The 16,806-nt window shown below is 67.6% G+C and carries 7 protein-coding genes; 2 read left to right on the forward strand and 5 right to left on the reverse strand.

Features of this window, described 5'->3' with window-relative positions; genetic code table 11:
- Positions 1-10: 10 nt before the first annotated feature.
- Positions 11-2,341, forward strand: coding sequence for a histidine kinase dimerization/phospho-acceptor domain-containing protein (locus ACN9MW_RS19305; RefSeq protein WP_426162105.1), 2,331 nt, complete (start codon positions 11-13; stop codon positions 2,339-2,341).
- On the opposite strand, the gene recD is transcribed toward ACN9MW_RS19305, so the two are convergent.
- Genes recD through ACN9MW_RS19325 form a run of 4 tightly spaced genes read right to left on the reverse strand, consistent with a single transcriptional unit; the run spans position 2,321 to position 14,408 of the window.
- A complete protein-coding gene (recD, locus tag ACN9MW_RS19310; RefSeq protein WP_426162106.1) occupies positions 2,321-4,252 on the reverse strand; it encodes an exodeoxyribonuclease V subunit alpha in 1,932 nt (643 codons plus the stop codon). The two genes, ACN9MW_RS19305 and recD, sit on opposite strands and share 21 nt — an antisense overlap.
- Positions 4,249-7,881 carry an exodeoxyribonuclease V subunit beta gene (gene recB / locus ACN9MW_RS19315; protein WP_426162107.1) on the reverse strand — a complete coding sequence of 1,211 codons (3,633 nt, stop codon included), beginning with the start codon at positions 7,879-7,881 and terminating at the stop codon, positions 4,249-4,251. The genes recD and recB overlap by 4 nt, the downstream gene beginning before the upstream one ends.
- Positions 7,878-11,276: an exodeoxyribonuclease V subunit gamma gene (recC, locus tag ACN9MW_RS19320; protein WP_426162108.1), complete on the reverse strand. Its 3,399-nt coding sequence runs from the start codon at positions 11,274-11,276 to the stop codon at positions 7,878-7,880. The genes recB and recC overlap by 4 nt, the downstream gene beginning before the upstream one ends.
- A 48-nt stretch (positions 11,277-11,324) precedes the next feature.
- A complete protein-coding gene (locus tag ACN9MW_RS19325; protein ID WP_426162109.1) occupies positions 11,325-14,408 on the reverse strand; it encodes a CHASE domain-containing protein in 3,084 nt (1,027 codons plus the stop codon).
- 222 nt (positions 14,409-14,630) lie between these two features.
- Between ACN9MW_RS19325 and ACN9MW_RS19330 the strand changes: the two genes are divergently transcribed.
- A complete protein-coding gene (locus ACN9MW_RS19330) occupies positions 14,631-16,133 on the forward strand; it encodes a CehA/McbA family metallohydrolase (protein ID WP_426162110.1) in 1,503 nt (500 codons plus the stop codon).
- On the opposite strand, the gene ACN9MW_RS19335 is transcribed toward ACN9MW_RS19330, so the two are convergent.
- Positions 16,120-16,800 (reverse strand): hypothetical protein, encoded by a 681-nt coding sequence (locus ACN9MW_RS19335; RefSeq protein ID WP_426162111.1) that lies wholly within the window; start codon positions 16,798-16,800, stop codon positions 16,120-16,122. The genes ACN9MW_RS19330 and ACN9MW_RS19335 overlap by 14 nt on opposite strands.
- Positions 16,801-16,806: the final 6 nt, after the last annotated feature.

The raw sequence follows: 16,806 nt of genomic DNA on the forward strand, positions 1-16,806 counted from the left end.
GAGAGGCACCATGGACCTGCTGCGCAAGCTGCGCTTCGCACGCCGCCTGGCGATCCTGGTGGGGATCTTCGCCGGCGGCTTCCTGCTGTACGGATTCTGGTCGTTCCGCACCCTGGACCAATTGCGCGTCAACGGCCCGCTGTACGGCGACGTGGTGCAGGGCAAGGACCTGATTGCGGACGTGCTGCCGCCGCCGCTGTACATCATTGAATCGTTCCTCGTCGCGCAGCAATTGGCAACGGCCGGCAGCCAGGTCGAACGCGAACAGCTGGCGCAGCGCCTGCGCACCCTGCACGCGCAACAGGTGGCGCGCGTCCATTACTGGCAGGGCCAGGCCCTGGACGGCAGCCTGGCCGAATCGCTCAAGCAGGCCAACATCCAGGCCACGGCGTTTTACAACGAAGCGTTCGGCCAGCTGGTGCCCGCGCTGGAGCTGGGCGACCGGCCGCGCGCCGACCATGCGCTGGCCAAGATGCAGCGCCATTACGAGCAGCACCGGCAAGTGGTGGACGACCTGGTGAACCTGGCGGCAAGCCGCGCACGCTTTACCGAAGGCCAGGCAGCCGAACGCATCCGCTTCGACAGCACGCTGCTGCTGGCCATCCTGGCCGCTTCGCTGGTGCTTGCCATCGGCATGGCATGGCTGATCAGCCGCAGCATCACGCAACCGCTTGCGCAGGCGCTGGCGATTGCGCAGCGTGTGCGCGGCGGCGACCTGGCATCGCCCGCCCCGCCGCCCTTCCCCGACGAAGCGGGCGAGCTGCTCTCGTCCCTGCACGCGCTGCAGGCGAGCCTGGCCGCGTCCGCCGCTGCGCGCAGCGAGTCCGAGCGCAAGCTGCGTTGCACGCGCCAGCTGCTGGACCGCCTGTTGAACAGCGCCGACATGCTGGTGCTGGGGCTGGGGCATGAGGGCGAAGTACTGATCTTCAACGAAACGGCGGTCCAGGTCACAGGCTGCAGCCGCGACAGCGTGCTGGGACGCGTCTGGCGCGACCTGCCGCTGCTGCCCATGTCGGCCGTGTCGCAATGGCCGGAAGGCGGGCACCCCGAACAGTTCCGCGCCATGCCGGCCGGCCACGAGCATCTGCTGCAGACGGCGTCGGGCGATGAGCGCCGCATCGCCTGGCACCACAGCGCCCTGGAGGAAGGCGAGATCGCCCTGCTCAGCTTCGGTATCGACGTCACGGAACTGCGCCAGGCCGAGCGGGCCATCGCCGCGGCCCACGAGGCAAGCGACCACGCCCATCGCAGCAAGGGCGCCTTCCTGGCCAATATGGGCCACGAGATCCGCACGCCGCTCAATGCCATCATCGGCCTGACGGAACTGGCCTTGCGCGGGCCGCTCGACGCGCGCCAGCGCGGCTACCTCGAACAGGTCGACGGCGCTGCCGCCAGCCTGATGGCGATGTTCAACGATATCCTCGATTTCTCGCGCATCGAGGCCGGCAATTTCCACATGGAAGAATGCGTCTTCAGCGCGCGCCGCGCGGCCGAACAGGCTTGCGCGGAATGGCAGGCTGCGGCGCAAGCCAAAGGCCTGCTGCTCGAATGCAGCGTGGAGGCGGCGCTGCCGGAAGAACTGGTAGGCGACGCGGCCCGCCTGCAGCAGCTGCTGCAGCATTTGCTGGCGCATTCGGTCAAATTCACGGAGCGGGGCAAGGTGCAGTTGCTGCTGCGGCGAGAAGACGCCGGCGCCGAAGATGGCACGGTACTGCGCTGGGAAGTACGCGACACCGGCGCGGCGCGCGACGCCGCAGTCCAGCTCTACGAGCCGGTGGGGCCGGGCGATTCGGCAGCAGGACTGGGCCTTTCGGTGGCGCGCCAGCTGGCAGCCATGATGGGCGGCCACCTGCTGCTGGAAAGCGATCCGGCCGAAGGCAACCGCTTTGTCTTCACCGCCCTGTTCCGCCATGCGCTGCCGGGCGCAGTCGCTTGCGTTGAAGCGCAGGCGGCTGCGCAAGCGGCATTTCCTGCGCTGAGCGCCCTCGGCGCCGACATGGCCGGCGCCCTGGCGCGCCTGCATGGCAACCACGCGCAACTGCGCAAGATGCTGGGCCAGTTCCTGCAGGGCCAGGCCGCCCTGCACGTGGCCGTTGGCGATGCCGTGGCCCTGGGCGACCGCCAGCGCGCGCAGCGCATGGTGCACACGCTGGCGGCGCTGTCGGCGCAGCTGGGCATGGAGGCCCTGCGCCAGGCCGCGGCAGGCGTGCTCGGGGCGCTGCGCGCCGGCGGCGGCGCGGCGCCGGAACTGGCGGCGCTTGCGCCGGCCCTGGACGCGGTGCTGCAGGCGATCCACGCCGACCTGCAGACAGGCGGCGAATCAGGCGAGCAGGCTGCGTAGGCCGCTGGTGCGTTCGGTACGGCGCCGGATCGCATCGGGCAGCACGCCCGGATTGGGCGTCAGCAGCGTAAAGCGCTGGCGGGCGCGCGTGATGCCGGTGTACACAAGTTCGCGCGCCAGTACGCTGGGCGCTTCGCGCGGCAGCACCAGCACCGTGTGGCTGAATTCCGAACCCTGCGATTTGTGCACCGTCATGGCGAAAGCCGTTTCCACATTGCGCAGGCGGGTCGCGAGCACGCTGCGCACCTGGCCGCCCTCCGAGAAATACACGCGCAAGGAACCGGAGCGCCCGGGGTCGGGCAACGCCAGCCCGATATCGCCGTTGTACACGCCCGTGGCGTAGTCGTTGCGCGTGACCATGACCGGGCGTCCTACATACCAGTCGCCGCGCCGCTTCAGCAAGTCAAGCTGTTCAAGGCGTTGCGCAATGCTGTCGTTCAGGCCCGAGACGCCCCATTCGCCCTCGCGCACGGCGCACAGCAGGCGGAAACCTTCGAATTCAGCCAGCACGCCGGCGGCCCAGGCATCATGGCCGGCAGCGCCGGGGCCCTGCCCGACCATCTGCAGGAAAGGCCGGTAGCCTTCGACTGCCAGGCGCAGCATGTCCTCCTGCTGCGCCGCTTCGTTCCAGTGCAGTTGTCCCCCGCTGTCGGCGCGCAGCACGGCGCGGGCCGCGTCGGCATCGCCGTGATTGACGGCAACGGCCAACTGGCCGATCGGGCCGCCGAAACGGCGGCTCTGGCGCAGCATGACGGTCTGCTGCGCCAGGGCGCCGGCATTGCCGAGGAATTCCGGCGGGATGGCCTGGCCCGATGCCGCTTCCACAAAGGCCGCCGTGGCGGCGTCGTAGCCACCGGCCTGCGCATCATGGCACAGGTCGCCCAGCACCGAACCCGCTTCCACCGATGCCAACTGGTCCTTGTCGCCCAGCAGGACCAGGCGCGCGCCGGCGGGCAAGGCATCGAGCAGGGCCGCCATCATTTCCAGGTGCACCATCGACGCTTCATCGACGATCAGCACGTCCACGTCGAGCGGATTGCCGGCATTGTGGCGGAAGGCGCGCGTCTCCGGACGTGCACCGAGCAGGGAATGCAGGGTGCGGGCGCCGCCCATGCGCTGCGCCAGTTCACGCAGCGGCAATGCGCCGCCAAGGCTTTGCTCCAGGTCGCCCAGCGCGCCGTCGATAGCCTGCTTCAGGCGCGCGGCAGCCTTGCCGGTTGGCGCCGCGAGCGCCACGCGCAGCTGGTCGGCATGGACGCCTTCGACCGCAAACAGCAAGGCAAGCAGGCGCGCCACCGTATAAGTCTTGCCGGTGCCGGGACCGCCGGTGATGACTGCCAGGCCGCCGCGCGTAGCGACCGCGCAGGCGATCTTCTGCCAGTCGGCCCCGCCCTCGCGCGTGGCGTGCGTGAACAGCCGGTCCAGCCATTCGCGCACCAGGGAGGGTGGCGGCCCCCCTTTATCCGTGCCGGTGCGGGCGCGCACGGCATCGGCCACCGTGTTCTCGTCCGACCAGTAGCGGCGCAGGTACAGCCGGCCGCCGGCAAGCACCAGCGGCTGGCCCCTTTCCACGCCGCCCGGCCAGGCCAGCACTTGCGGGCAGGCCTGCAGGAATTCGTGCCAGCCCGCCAGCCCTTGCGGCAGTTCGCCGGCCTCCTCGCACAGGCTTTGCCAGTCGTCTTCGCCCCAGCCCAGCATGGGCGAGGGATCGCCGGCCAGCGCCGTCAGTTGCAGGCAACTGTGGCCGCGTCCTTCGAGCTCGGACAGCAGCAGGCAGGCCAACGCCAGCGGCCGGCCCGATGCGGGACTGCCGTCCGGCGCAAGCGCCGTCACAAAGCGCGCAAACACCGGTCCCAGGCGGCGCAGCATGCCGCCTTCGGCCAGCATGTCGGTATGTTCGTAAAAACTCATCGGCAAAGCCCGTCCAGTTCGTCCAGCAGCTGCGCATCGGGCGGCAGCAGGTAGCAACCGCGCGTCTGCTCGTTGCCGACCCCGCGCAGGAAGTAGAAGATCGCGCCGCCCAGTTGCGTGGCCGGGTCGTAGGACTCGCCCAGGCGCGTGCGCAGCAACCGGTGCAGCGCCAGCATGTAGATGGCGCCCTGCACGTCGTAGCGGTGCGCCGCCATGCCGTGCGCCAGCGCAGCCTTGTGATAGGCGGCATCGCCGCCGCCCAGTGCGTTCGATTTGTAGTCCAGCACCCAGTACCGGCCCTGGTATTCGAAAACCAGGTCGCAGAAGCCCTTCAGCATGCCGTGCAGCTCGCGCTGCGGCAAGCCGGGACGGGCAATGCCGTCCAGCAGGTGCTGGCGGCACAGGCGATCCAGCTGCGCTGTATCCAGACGCTCGCTCGGGAACCAGAATTCCATTTCCGGCAGCAGTTGCCCGATCGCGTCCAGCGCGCTGCCCAGCGGCGGCAGTTCGGTGGTGACGATCGCCTTCAGCCACTCCAGGGTATCGGCTTCACGATGGCCCCAGCCGGCGCGCTTGATCTGGCGCGCGGCGCGTTCCGTGTAGTGCTCCTGGTGGATCGACGCAAAGCCGTCGCGCGCCAGCGTTTCCAGCTGGTCGTGCAGGAAGTTGCCGGGCACGGAGCCGCGCGGGAAGCGGTGCCAGGCCGTATCTTCGATGCGCAGCGCTACGCCCTCTTCCTCGCCTTCCAGCAGCGTTTCTTGCGAGGCGTGCATGGGTGCTGGCAACGGCTCGCTGCCGCTGCGCCTTGCCAGGGAGGTGAAGCTGCCGACCGACCAGTCGCGCTCGAAATCGCCCTGGTAAGCCAGCGGCGCTTCCAGCGGCGGACGCTCGACCGCGCGCGCCAGGCGCGTCACTGGCACGGCGGGCTCCAGCAGGGCGACGGAAATGGCATCGCAATCGCCGCGCAGCTGCTGCCAGCTTTCCAGCAACTGGCCGGCAGGCAGCGGCTCGCCGCCGGTCAGCAGGTAGCCAAGCGCCGAATCGTGCAGGGTATTTTCGTCCTTCTTGCGCGCCGGCAGTGCGGCCACGCCAAGCCACAGGAAATGCCGGGCGCGCGTCAGCGCGACATACAGCAGGCGCAGGTCTTCCTCGATGCGGGCCGCTTCGGCTGCCAGCTGGCCTTCTTCGGACAGGTGCATGTCAAGACGGCGCTCGCCGTCGGCATCGGTGTATTCGAAGAAGGTGCGGTTGCGCTTGTCCACCTTGCGCACCGTGACGGCGAACGGCAGGTAGACCAGCGGGTATTCCAGGCCCTTTGACTTGTGCACGGTAACCACCTTGACCAGCTCCGCGTCCGACTCCAGCCGCAGCACGCGTTCATCGCCGCCGTCCGTCTCGTCGTCGATCTGCTCCGCCAGCCAGCGTATCAGCGCCTGTTCGCCTTCCAGCTGCCGGCTGGCCTGCTGCAGCAGCTCGGCCAGGTGCAGCAGGTTGGTCAGGCTGCGTTCGCCGCCGGGCCGCGCCAGCAGCTGCGCAGGCAGGCCAAGGTCGTGGATGAAGCGGCGCAGCATGGCCAGCACGCCCTGGCGCTGCCAGACCACGTGCAACTCCTTGAGCTGTTCGACGCGGCGCTCCCAGGCCAGTTCGTCGGCCGAAAACCGGGCCAGTTCCGCCAGCGGCAGGTTGGCGGTGCGGGTGGCAAACGCGGTGCGCGCCAGTTGGCCATCGAGCGGGTTGGCGACTGCCGAGAGCCAGCGCAGCATGTCCGCAGCTTCGTCGCTGGAGAGCACCGAGTCCTTGTCGGACAGGTACACGCTTGGCACCAGGCGGCGTTGCAGCGAACGGCGCACGGCAGCCGCTTCACGGCGCTCGCGCACCAGGATGGCGATGTCGGCCGGCTGCAGGCGCCTGAAGCCCTCGCCGCCCTGGAAGCCGGTAGCCGGGTCGTTGAGCAGGCAGGCGATATGCTCGGCGCACTGCTCCGCGAAGTACTCGCGATAGGCGTCGGCGCCCAGCTGCTCCATGGTGCAGCCGGCCGTCAGCGCCTGGATGTCGCCGGCCGGGCCCACCAGCCGCTCCGCGCGGCCGCGCGCGCCCACAGCCTCGAACGGCAGCGGATTGCCCTTGTCGGTGCGGAAGCGGAACGCCCCGCGCGCAAACCCGCCCTGCCCGGCCACGCCTTCCGCGTGCAGGAAGACCTGGTTGACCGCAGCAACGATCTGCGCCGTGGAGCGGAAGTTGGTGCCAAGCTGGTAATGACGGCCCTGCGTGGCACGGCGCGCATCGAGGTAGCTGTGGATGTCGGCGCCGCGAAAGCCGTAGATCGACTGTTTCGGATCGCCGATCAGGAACAGGCCGAGATCGGGGTCGTTGGCGGCGACCTGGTACAGCAGGTTGAAAATGCGGTACTGGCTGGGCGCCGTGTCCTGGAACTCGTCGACCATGGCCACCGGGAACTGGTTGACGATACGCTGGCGCAGCGCCTCGCCATTGGCGCCTTCCAGCGCACCGCGCAGGCGCTCCAGCATGTCGGCAAAGCCGAACAGCCTTTGCTGGCGTTTCAATTCCTCCATGCGCGCGGCAATCGTCGCAGCTGCATGGCGGAGTACGTGGTGGCGCAGCGGCTCGATGGCATCGAGGGCGCGGCGCAGCGGCGCGATCCCTTCGAAGTCCGCCGGAATGTCGGGCGCGAAGCCCTTGGCGCAAGCGTCGGCCATGCCGGCCGGGGTCAGGCGGAACCACGGCGTGGCGTTCATGTCCGGTTCGGCCAGCGCAGGATCGTTGGCCCAGTCGCGCAGGGCCGCGAACCATTTGGCGACATTGTCGGCGCGCAGCTTGGTGCCGTTGAAGCACTTCGGATTGGCCTCGCGCTGGGATGCGATCCAGCTTTCCATGCGCGCTGCCCGCTCGGCCCAGCCTTGCTTCAGCGCCGCCAGCGCGGCCTGCTGCTCGCCCTGCACGCGGCCGATCATGGCGCCCAGCGGCTCCCGGCCTGCCAGCCCTGCGGCATCAGGCCGGCGCGCCAGGTCGCGCACGCTGCGGCCGAGCGCGGACACGTCGCGGCAGGCGGAAAGCAGCACACGCAAAGCCTGTTCGCCCAGCGGGTACACCTGCTGGCGCCAGTAATCATGCACCGCGTCTTCATACAGCGCCGCCTCGTCGCTGAGCAACTCTTCGTCGAACAGGTTGCCGCTGTCGAAAGCGTGCTCGCGCAGCATGCGCTGGCACCAGGCATCGATGGTGAAGATTGACGCCTCGTCCATCGTTTCGGCTGCCAGCTGCAGGCGATAGGCTGCCTGCTGGCGCGCGGCATGGTCGGGCAATGCTTCCAGCAGCGCGTCCAGGTAGGAATCGGGTGTCTGCGGCGTTTCAGCCCGGAAGTACGCTGCCGCTTCCACCAGGCGTTCGCGCACCCGGTTGGACAGTTCGCGGGTGGCCGCGCGGGTGAACGTCATGACCAGGATTTCGTTCGGCATCAGCGGCCGGCGATAGCCGTTCGCGCCGCCATGCCCCAGCACCAGGCGCACGTACAGGGCGGCGATGGTCCAGGTCTTGCCGGTGCCGGCGCTGGCTTCGATCAGGCGCGACCCATGCAGCGGGAAGTCGAGCGGATTCAGGGCGATGCTCATGCCTCGCCCTCCCCGTCGCCCTCGATCGGCTGCACCGCAACCGATTGCGCCAGCCAGTCCGCCAGCGGCTGGTATAGCGCTCGGCTGGTGTCCGCAAAGCCGGGGTCTCCCGCCAGGGCGGCAAAGTCCGGCCACAGGCGGGCCAGGCACGGGTCCTCGTTCTCGCCTGACAGCTCGAAGCCGCCGTCGTAGACGCTGCGCGGATCGCCCTCCATCACCAGCGCGAGCCCGGTCTTGCAGGCTGCGGGCAATGGCTGGTCCATTCCCTCCCGCCACAATTCGGCAATGCGCGCCAGGACCGCAAGCGCAGCCTGCGGCTCAAGCGGCGCCATGATCACGATCGCATCACGCGCAACCAGGAAGCCGGTCACCGGATGGCCCTGCGCGGCTGCGGCCAGCTGGCGCAGCCACATCGGGATCAGCTTTTCACCGCGCGGCGCGCCGGATTTATCGCACACGCGCGACGACATCTGCATCAGCCATACCGTGGCGCCCTCGGCCCGGTGCAACTGGTCGATCCAGTCTTCCAGCTCCAGGCCAGCGACTTTAAGGTGGACGGCCAGTTTGGGCGCATCTTCGCTGTATGTGCCGCGCAGCGACAGCCAGGCCGTCCGCACAGGCACCAGTTCTTCGACCAGCTCGTCCAGCACCCGGTCGCCGATCAAGCCGATCGGCAGCACGCCCTGGCGCCGCAGGCGCTGGCCGCGTTCGCGCAAGGTGGCGCGCACCTCTTCAATCGGCTCCATTTCGCCGCCGTCCGCCAGCATCGCATCTTCCAGGTTGTAGCGTTCAAGGCCGTCCAGCTGGAACGGTTCCTCATCCTCGCCAATCATCGCCGATTCGGCAAAGTAGACGCCCAGGCGCTGGCGGAAGAAATGCCGCACCGGCTGGCGCAGGAAGGCTGCCAGCGTGGAAAGCCGCAGCCGGAACCCCTCTTCCACCTCGTAGGGCGGCAACGCCACGGGCGCCGCAGGCGCATCGCCGGCGTCATGCGCCGCGCGCCATTCACCGGCAAAGGTCAGCAAGCCGCCGCGCTCGAAGTAGGCGCGGCTGAAAGGCTGCAGCGCATGCAAGGTGGTGCGCGCGGCGAGATCCAGGCCCCAGCCGGCATGCAGGTAATCGCGCAACTGCGCCACCAGCACCGAAGGCGGCTGTTCGCTGTTGTCGCGCACATTGCGTCCGACCCAGCTCACGTACAGCTTGTCGCGCGCGGCCAGCACGGCTTCCAGCATCAGGTAGCGGTCGTCGTCGCGGCGCGAACGGTCGCCGGGACGCGCCATGCCGGGCAAGGCCAGCAGGTCGAAGTCGGCGCGGCTGGCGCGGCGCGGGAAGTCGCCGTCGTTCATGCCCAGCAGGCAGACCACGCGAAACGGCACGGCGCGCATCGGCATCAGGGTGCAGAAGGTGACGCCGCCCGACACGAACTGGTGTTCCAGCGACGGTTCGTCAAGGCCGCCCATCCACGCTTCGCGCAGGGTTGCCAGCGGCACTTCCTCGTCGAAACCGGCGTCCTCGCAAGTCTCCAGCCACTTATCCAGCGCATCGTCCAGGCGCGCCAGCGTCAGGCGGTCGCTTTCGTCGCGGTCGCTGAAGAAGCCTGCCAGCAGCAGGCGCGCCTGCTCGGCCCAATCGGCAGGCCGGCGCGCCACGTCCAGCCGTTCGCGCCAGGCCAGCAAGGCCTCGATCAATTGCGCCAGCGAACCGGCCAGGGCGGCGTCCAGCCCGCCAACTTCCGAATACGGTTCGACGCCGGCATAGGCCGAGCCCTTGCCTGCCGCATAGCCCAGCAGCATGCGGCGCACGCCGAACATCCAGGCATTCTGCTCGCCTGCCGGCGCCAGGCCCAAGCCCGCACGATGGCCTGCATCCAGGCCCCAACGCACGCCGGCGCCTTCGATCCACTGGCCCAGGGTCGGCAAGTCGTCTTCGGACAGGCCGAAACGGCGCGCCAGGGCCGGCACATCCAGCAGGTCGCGCACCTCGCTCTGGCGGCAACGCTGCTGCGGCAGCCGCAGCAGCCACTCCAGCGCCACCAGCAGCGGATTGACGCTGCGGTCGTTGACGTCGCCGATTTCGTGCGGGATATAGCGCGGGTCATGGCGGCGGTGCTGGCCGAACACGGCGCGGATCGAGGCGGTAAAGACATCGATATCCGGCACCATCACCACCACGTCGCGCGGCCGCAGCGAGGGATCGGCGGCAAACATGGCCAGCAACTGGTCATGCAGGATTTCGACTTCGCGCTGCACGCTGTGCGCCACGTGGAATTCGATGGAGCGGTCGCTGTCCTCGGGCGCAACGCGCGGATGCTCGGCCAGCGGCAGCATGTCGCGCACCGCCGCCTGTACCTGCGCCAGCAGCGTCCCGCCTGCTTCATCCCCGAACAGGTCCACGCGCAGCTTGTCGTCGCGCCCTTCCAGGTCGCTGGCGGTGTCGAATTCGTCCAGCATGCGGATATAGTCGCGCCCCTGCCGCCCCCAGCTCGCCAGCAGCGGATGGCTGTGCGCGTGCAGCGCTTCCAGCGGCACAGCCGACAAGTCGATGTCCTTGCGCGCAGCGTGGCGGTGGCGCGCGGCGCGCAGCAAGTCGCGGCCTTCGATGATGTCGCCCCAGTAGTAGCGGCAGGGATTGGGGACCGCGATCACCACCTGGGTGAAGCGCGCCAGCGAAGCCATGGCCTGCAAAGTCTGGTACGGCAACGCCGATACGCCGAACAGCACGATGCGGCGCGGCAGCCGGCCCAGCGGCGTATCGCCGCGCTGCACAGCATCGACGAAGGCTGCATGGACGCTGGCGCGTCCGAGGCCGCGCTCTTCTTCCGGCACGCTGGCTGCGACGGCACGCCATAACTCGGCCTGCCAGCGCTGGTCGGCCGCCAGCGGCACAGCCTCGCCGCGCGCGTTGCGCAGCTGGTCGCGGCCCGCAGCCCAGTCCTCCAGCCAGTCAGCCCGGTACACCTGGTACTGGTCGAACAGGTCGGCCAGGCGTTCGGCCAGCTGCAGGCGGCGCTCCGGGTCGCCGTCGCGCAGGAAATGGCGCAACGGCGCAAAGGCATCCCGCACCAGCAACTGCGGCAGCAGGCGCATCAGGCGCCAGGTCAAGGGACCTTTATCGAAAGCGGAAATCGGCGGCACGCGCGCATGTCCCAGCATGCCCCGATAGATTTCCCACAGCAGCCGCGCCGGCAGCGCAACGCGGGTGGCGCCGCACAGGCCCGTTTCCTCAGCCAGGGCAATCTTCAGCCATTCGGCCACGCCGTTCGACTGCACCAGGAAAATCTCCTGCTCCAGCGGCGCCAGCGGATGGCCGCGCAACCACTGGAACACGGCGCTGCGCAGCTCTTCCAGCTGGTTGCCGTGCAAAATCAGGAGTCCGGGTTGGATGCTTTGGGCCATGTAAAAGCAGCGAAATAGCGTGGAACGCCATTATCGCCGCAAAGTCGGCTATCCGGGAATATTGGCGTTCATTTCCTGGGCAATATGCTCGCGCAGGCGATCCAGCAAAGGCTGCATCTGGCTGACGATGGCGCGGGCACGGTCGATGCCGTCGGCCGGCACCATTTTTTCCAGCGCCAGGCACAGGTCCGCAAAACTCATGGCGCCCACCGCCCGCGCGGAAGACTTGATGCGGTGGCCCAGCTCCGACAAGCGCACGATATCGCCCGCCTCCAGCGCAACCTGCACTTCGCGCAAGCCTTCCTGCGCCGAGTCGATGAACATATTGGCGTACTTGCGCATCTTTTCAGGCTTGTTGCCGAAAGTCTGGGCCAGGGCGCGCAGGTCGAACAGCTCCGATTCGCCGCCATTGCCAGGCTCCTGCTCGGCGGCAGGTTCAGGCGCAGGCGCAGGCGCCGGCTGCGGCTGGCCAGGCGTCGTGGTGCTGCGCACCTGCGCCATGCGCCCTTCGGCTGCGCGCTGGCTCATCCACTTGGACAGCACCGAGAACAGCAGGGTCGGCGCAATCGGCTTGGTGACGAATTCGTCCATGCCGGCAGCCAGGCAGCGCGCCTGGTCCTCGCGGCCCGCGTTGGCCGTCATGGCGATGATCAGGGTGCCGGACAGCTTGGGATGGGCGCGGATGATGCGGGTGGCCTCGTAACCGTCCATCACCGGCATCTGCACGTCCATCAGCACGCAGTCGAAGTGCTCTTTCAACAGCAGGTCGATGGCTTCCTTGCCGTTGTTGGCCACCACCACCGTGGCGCCGGCGTCCTCCAGCAGCTCCTGCCCGACCTGCTGGCTGAAGATGTTGTCTTCGACCAGCAGGATCGAGGCGCCGTGGATGGGCGCCAGCATGTCCGGCTGCAGCGCGTTGGAGTCGGTGGCCTGCAGCAGGTGCGTCCCCTTCTGCAGCTTGGCCGTGAACCAGAAGGTCGAACCCTTGCCTGGCTCGCTTTCCACGCCCACCGTGCCGTCCATCAGCTCCGCCAGCTGCTTGCTGATCACCAGGCCCAGGCCGGTGCCGCCGTACTTGCGGGTAGTCGACGTGTCGCCCTGGTGGAAGGACTGGAACAGGCTCGAGACCTGGGCCGGCGTCATGCCGATGCCGTTGTCCTGCACTTCGAAGCGCACTACGGTGTAGTTGTCGCGGTCCTCGACCGGCCGCGCGCGGATGTAGATCTTGCTGTTTTCAGAGAACTTGATGGCATTGCTGGTGAAGTTCAACAGCACCTGCTCCAGGCGCAGCGGGTCGCCGCGCAACTGGTGCGACAGTCCCGGCCAGATCTCGAACACCAGCTCCAGGCCTTTGCGGCTGGCCGCCTCGCCCAGCTGGCCCGAGATATTGGTCAGCAGGGACTCCAGCGCAAAGTCCAGCACTTCCAGGTCCAGTTTGCCGGCTTCGATCTTGGAGAAGTCGAGGATGTCGTTGATGATGCCCAGCAGGTGCTGGCCGGAGTGGTAAATCTTTTGCAGGTAATCCTTCTGCTTCGGATTGGTGGCGCCCTTCAAGGCCAGGTGCGCCATGCCGATCACGGAATTCATCGGCGTGCGGATCTCGTGGCTCATATTGGACAGGAAATCGCTCTTGGCCTGGTTGGCCGCGCGCGCCTGTTCTTTCAGCATATGCAATTCGGTGACGTCGGTGGACAGCGCAATCACCACCGTCACATCCTTCTCCAGCCGCACCGGAGCCTTCACCGTCCACAGGTGGTGCACCACGCCGTGGCGGTCGGTGTAGCTCGCCTCGCCCGAGCGTTTCTGGCGATCGGTCAGGACCACGTGGTCCTCCTGCCAGGCGTCGTCGGCCTCGCGCTTGCGCATGACTTCGATATCCAGGCGGCCGATGATGTCCTCGACCGGCAAGCCGATCACCTCCGCCATCTTGGCGTTGACGTAGACATAGCGGCGGTCCTGGTCCTTCATGTAGACGTGCGCCTCGACGTTATCGAGCACGCTATCCAGCAGGCGGCGCTGCTCCAGCGCATTGCGGCGCTGCGAATACATGGTGAACAGGTAGCCGTAGACCAGCAGCGTTCCGGAAAAACCCGTGACCAGGGCCAGGTAGGGTATCCAGCGGTCGAAGCCGACGATCATCGCATCCTTGCGCGCGTAGAACTGGGCTTTCCACAGGCTGCCGTTGAAATCGATCGGCAACACGGAAATGAAATAGTCGCCGGGATCGCCCGGCAATGCAGCAGGCTTGTCGATCGAACCGTTATCGTTGAACAGCAGCCGGTCATCAGGTTCGATGGTGAGGTTGCGTTTTTCGGGATCGGTGGAAGCGTCCGAGTACAGGATCATGTGCACCTGGCGGTCCGCCATCTCGTCGATCGCCCCCTGGATCAGCTTGGAAACCGAAAAGCCGATGCCGACCGTGCCGATGAAATTGGCGCGGCGGCTGCTCACATCATCCACCGGCATGCCGCGCTTGTAGACGGGCAGGCGCATGCCCAGCCCGATATGGGGTACCGGCTGCTTGAGCAGCACCGGCTGGCCCGACGCGCTGATCTCGCCCGTGTCGCGCGACAGCTGCATGGCACGGTCGATGGCTGGATTGGCAATGATGTCGACGCCAAACTTTTCCATCATCAGGCCCATCGGCTCCAGGTAAGTCAGCGGCGCATACTGTTCCCGCTTGCCCGGCGGCTTGATGTCGAATTTCGGATAACCGCCGGGCGTCAGGCTGGTATCGGCCCGCACCGCAGCGACGAAGGCCTCGCGCTCCGCATGTGGCACGTTCGGCGCATAGTTGATGGCCTCGAGTGCCGGGTAGTGCTTGCCGATGTTCAGGGTCGTCACGTACTGCCGGAATTGCAGCCGGGTGACATGGTCGGTGGTCTGGAACAGCGCCACCAGGCCGCGCACCACGTCCGAATAGGCCTTCACGCGCGCCGAAATACTGTACTGGGTGGCGCGGTTCAGATTGTCAAAGCGCAGCTGCGCCTCATCCTCCACCGTATGGGAAGTGATGGCATACAAGGTCGCGCCAACGGCGGATGCCAGCGACAGGCCGAGCAACCATAGGAGGGCCCGCCCGCCGCCCAGGCCACGCCACCTCCGCCTCATCCATTGAGAAAAGTCTTGCATTTGAGCAGCATACTATTAAAGCAGCCCTGAACGGAACCAATTCAACTCCCCCTGGTCCAAAGCTCGACAGGAGGGCTCATCATGAAAAATGGATTCCACATCTTACCGGCATCCCGGGCTTGCCGGAATTTCCTAGCCTGCATGCATTTTGCCGGCCTTGGCCTTGCCGCACCCGCCAGCGCCGCTCCGCCCCGTGCGCAGGCTCAGCCACCCGCGCCAGTATTGGAACACCGCGAATTCGATGCCATGCTGGAGGCCGCCTTCCGGCCCGCCGCACCGGGCGCGAGCCGGACTTTCATAGTGCACTTTACACTTCCCGGTGCAAATGCGGCGCGCAACGTGAACTGGACGTTGGCGCTGTACCGGCCCGGCGGCGGCCTGGTCCGGCAGTGGCGCGGACGCCACGTCTTGCGTGGAGATAGTGGCCGGGCCACGGTGAACTGGCGCGCGCCGGCCGCCCTCCCCGCCGGCATTTACACGCTGCGACTGCAGGCCGGCCCGATCCGCCAGCAGCGCCCGATCGCAATTGGCCGGCCGGCGCCGTTGCAGGCCGCCACGGCGGCGGCAATGGACAGCGCCGGGCCGCCGCATTTCGACGGCCTGGCCTTCGACATCGTCTATGGAAACCTGCACAGCCAGACCAACCATAGCGACGGCGGCGGCGATCCCGCCAGCTGCCGCGGCGCCCAGGCGCCCCGCACAGGCGCGTTCGGCCCCGAAGACGCCTACCACTTCGCCCGGCAGCACGGCCTGCAATTCCTGCTCACGTCGGAACACAATCATATGTACGATGGCAGCGAAGGCAGCGATCCCGATGCCGACCCGCTGGCCGCCCGCCAGCTGTACCGTATCGGCATCGCCAGCGCCGAACAGTACAGCGCCCGGCACCCGGGATTTGTCGCGATGTACGGCATGGAATGGGGCGTCATCAGCGGCGGCGGCCACCTCAATATCCTGAACAGTCCTGCACTGCTGGGCTGGGAGCGCAGCGCCAGCGGCCAACCCTTTGCCGACGTGGTCACGCCAAAGAACGATTACGCCGCCTTGTACACGCTGATGAAGCAGCAAGGCTGGCTCGGCCAGTTCAACCACCCGGGTGCCGGCCAGTTCCCGATCAAGGGCAAAGCGCTGGCCTTCAGCGAAGATGGCGGCGCCGTCATGGCCCTGTGCGAAGTCATGAACAGCAACGCTTTCTCGAAACGCCTCGACGAAGGAGAACCACGCCACAGCTTCTACGAAGAAGCCTGCGGCAAGTTGCTGGAAGCCGGCTACCGCCTTGCGTTCAGCAGCGACCAGGACAACCATTGCGCCAACTGGGGCGCCTCGTACAGCAATCGCACCGGCATCCTGCTTCCCGCCGGTACGATGCCGAGCGTCGACGCGCTGCTCGAGGCCATCCGCGCCCGCCGTGTGTTCGCGACGATGGACAAGCAGGCCGCCATCGCCCTGACTGCCAACGACAACATGATGGGCAGCCAGATGGACAACAGTGGCCCGCTCGCACTGCAAGTGCGTTACGCCAGCACGGCCGGACGCAGCGTCGCGGCGCTCGAGATCCTGGAGGGCGTGCCGGGCCGTCGTGGCGCGGTCCAGCCCCTGCCCGGCGTGAGCGCCATGCTGCACAACTTTACGCCGCTACCCGGCCCACACTTCTACTACGCCCGCATCACGCAGGACGACGGCAAGCAGCTGTGGTCAGCTCCGGTCTGGGTCAATCAACGCTGATACGGACCGGATTGATCTCGCGCGCCAGCATCTGCCGCACCATCTCCGCCTCCTTGCGGGCGGCGGCCGGCACCTGCTGGCGGCGCTCGCACTCAGCCAGCAGGTGCTGCGCCCCCTGCGAATCCAGTGCTGCCCCATCGGGCGACAGGCGCAGCAAACCATAGCGCACCGCTACCTTGCACAAGCCAGCGCCGTCCTGCACCGCCAGCAATTGCGCCGGCTCGATGGCGCGCGCAGCCCCCACATCCGCCGGCGCGCACGCTCCACCGAGACGGAAGTTCAATGCTTCCAGCATCGGCGCCGCCGGCAGCAAAGCCTGCGCCTCCTCGACCGAGTACGGCCCCGCCGCACCGCATGCAGACAGCACCCGCCCGATTGCACGCGGCTCGCCCAGTTTCGCCGCCGCCCGCGTCCAGCGGATTGCTTCAGCCGGCTGGCGCTTGTCGAAATATTCCACCAGGGCCGCCATCGCGGCCCGGTCGCCCTGATCGGCTGCCGCCTGCGACTGCGCCAGGCAATAGTGGCTGAATTGGGACGGCGGCTGCTGCGCACACGGCACGCTGCCGCGCTCCTTTAACCGCAGGTAGTACCAGCCGCCGCCCGCCACAGTTGCCAAGACCATCACAGCGGCCAGCGCCAGGGCCATCGTTTTGCGTTCAATCTTCATTCCCGG

Origin of the sequence: Pseudoduganella sp. R-34, from assembly GCF_049904655.1 — a bacterium.
Lineage (GTDB): Bacteria > Pseudomonadota > Gammaproteobacteria > Burkholderiales > Burkholderiaceae_D > Rugamonas.

What these genes read in the sequence shown, in the direction of transcription:
- recB (WP_426162107.1), bottom strand. Translation starts at nt 7,881, where the DNA reads ATGAGCATCGCCCTGAATCCGCTCGACTTCCCGCTGCATGGGTCGCGC.
- recD (WP_426162106.1), bottom strand. Translation starts at nt 4,252, where the DNA reads ATGAGTTTTTACGAACATACCGACATGCTGGCCGAAGGCGGCATGCTG.
- recC (WP_426162108.1), bottom strand. Translation starts at nt 11,276, where the DNA reads ATGGCCCAAAGCATCCAACCCGGACTCCTGATTTTGCACGGCAACCAG.
- ACN9MW_RS19325 (WP_426162109.1), bottom strand. Translation starts at nt 14,408, where the DNA reads ATGCAAGACTTTTCTCAATGGATGAGGCGGAGGTGGCGTGGCCTGGGC.
- ACN9MW_RS19335 (WP_426162111.1), bottom strand. Translation starts at nt 16,800, where the DNA reads ATGAAGATTGAACGCAAAACGATGGCCCTGGCGCTGGCCGCTGTGATG.
- ACN9MW_RS19305 (WP_426162105.1), top strand. Translation starts at nt 11, where the DNA reads ATGGACCTGCTGCGCAAGCTGCGCTTCGCACGCCGCCTGGCGATCCTG.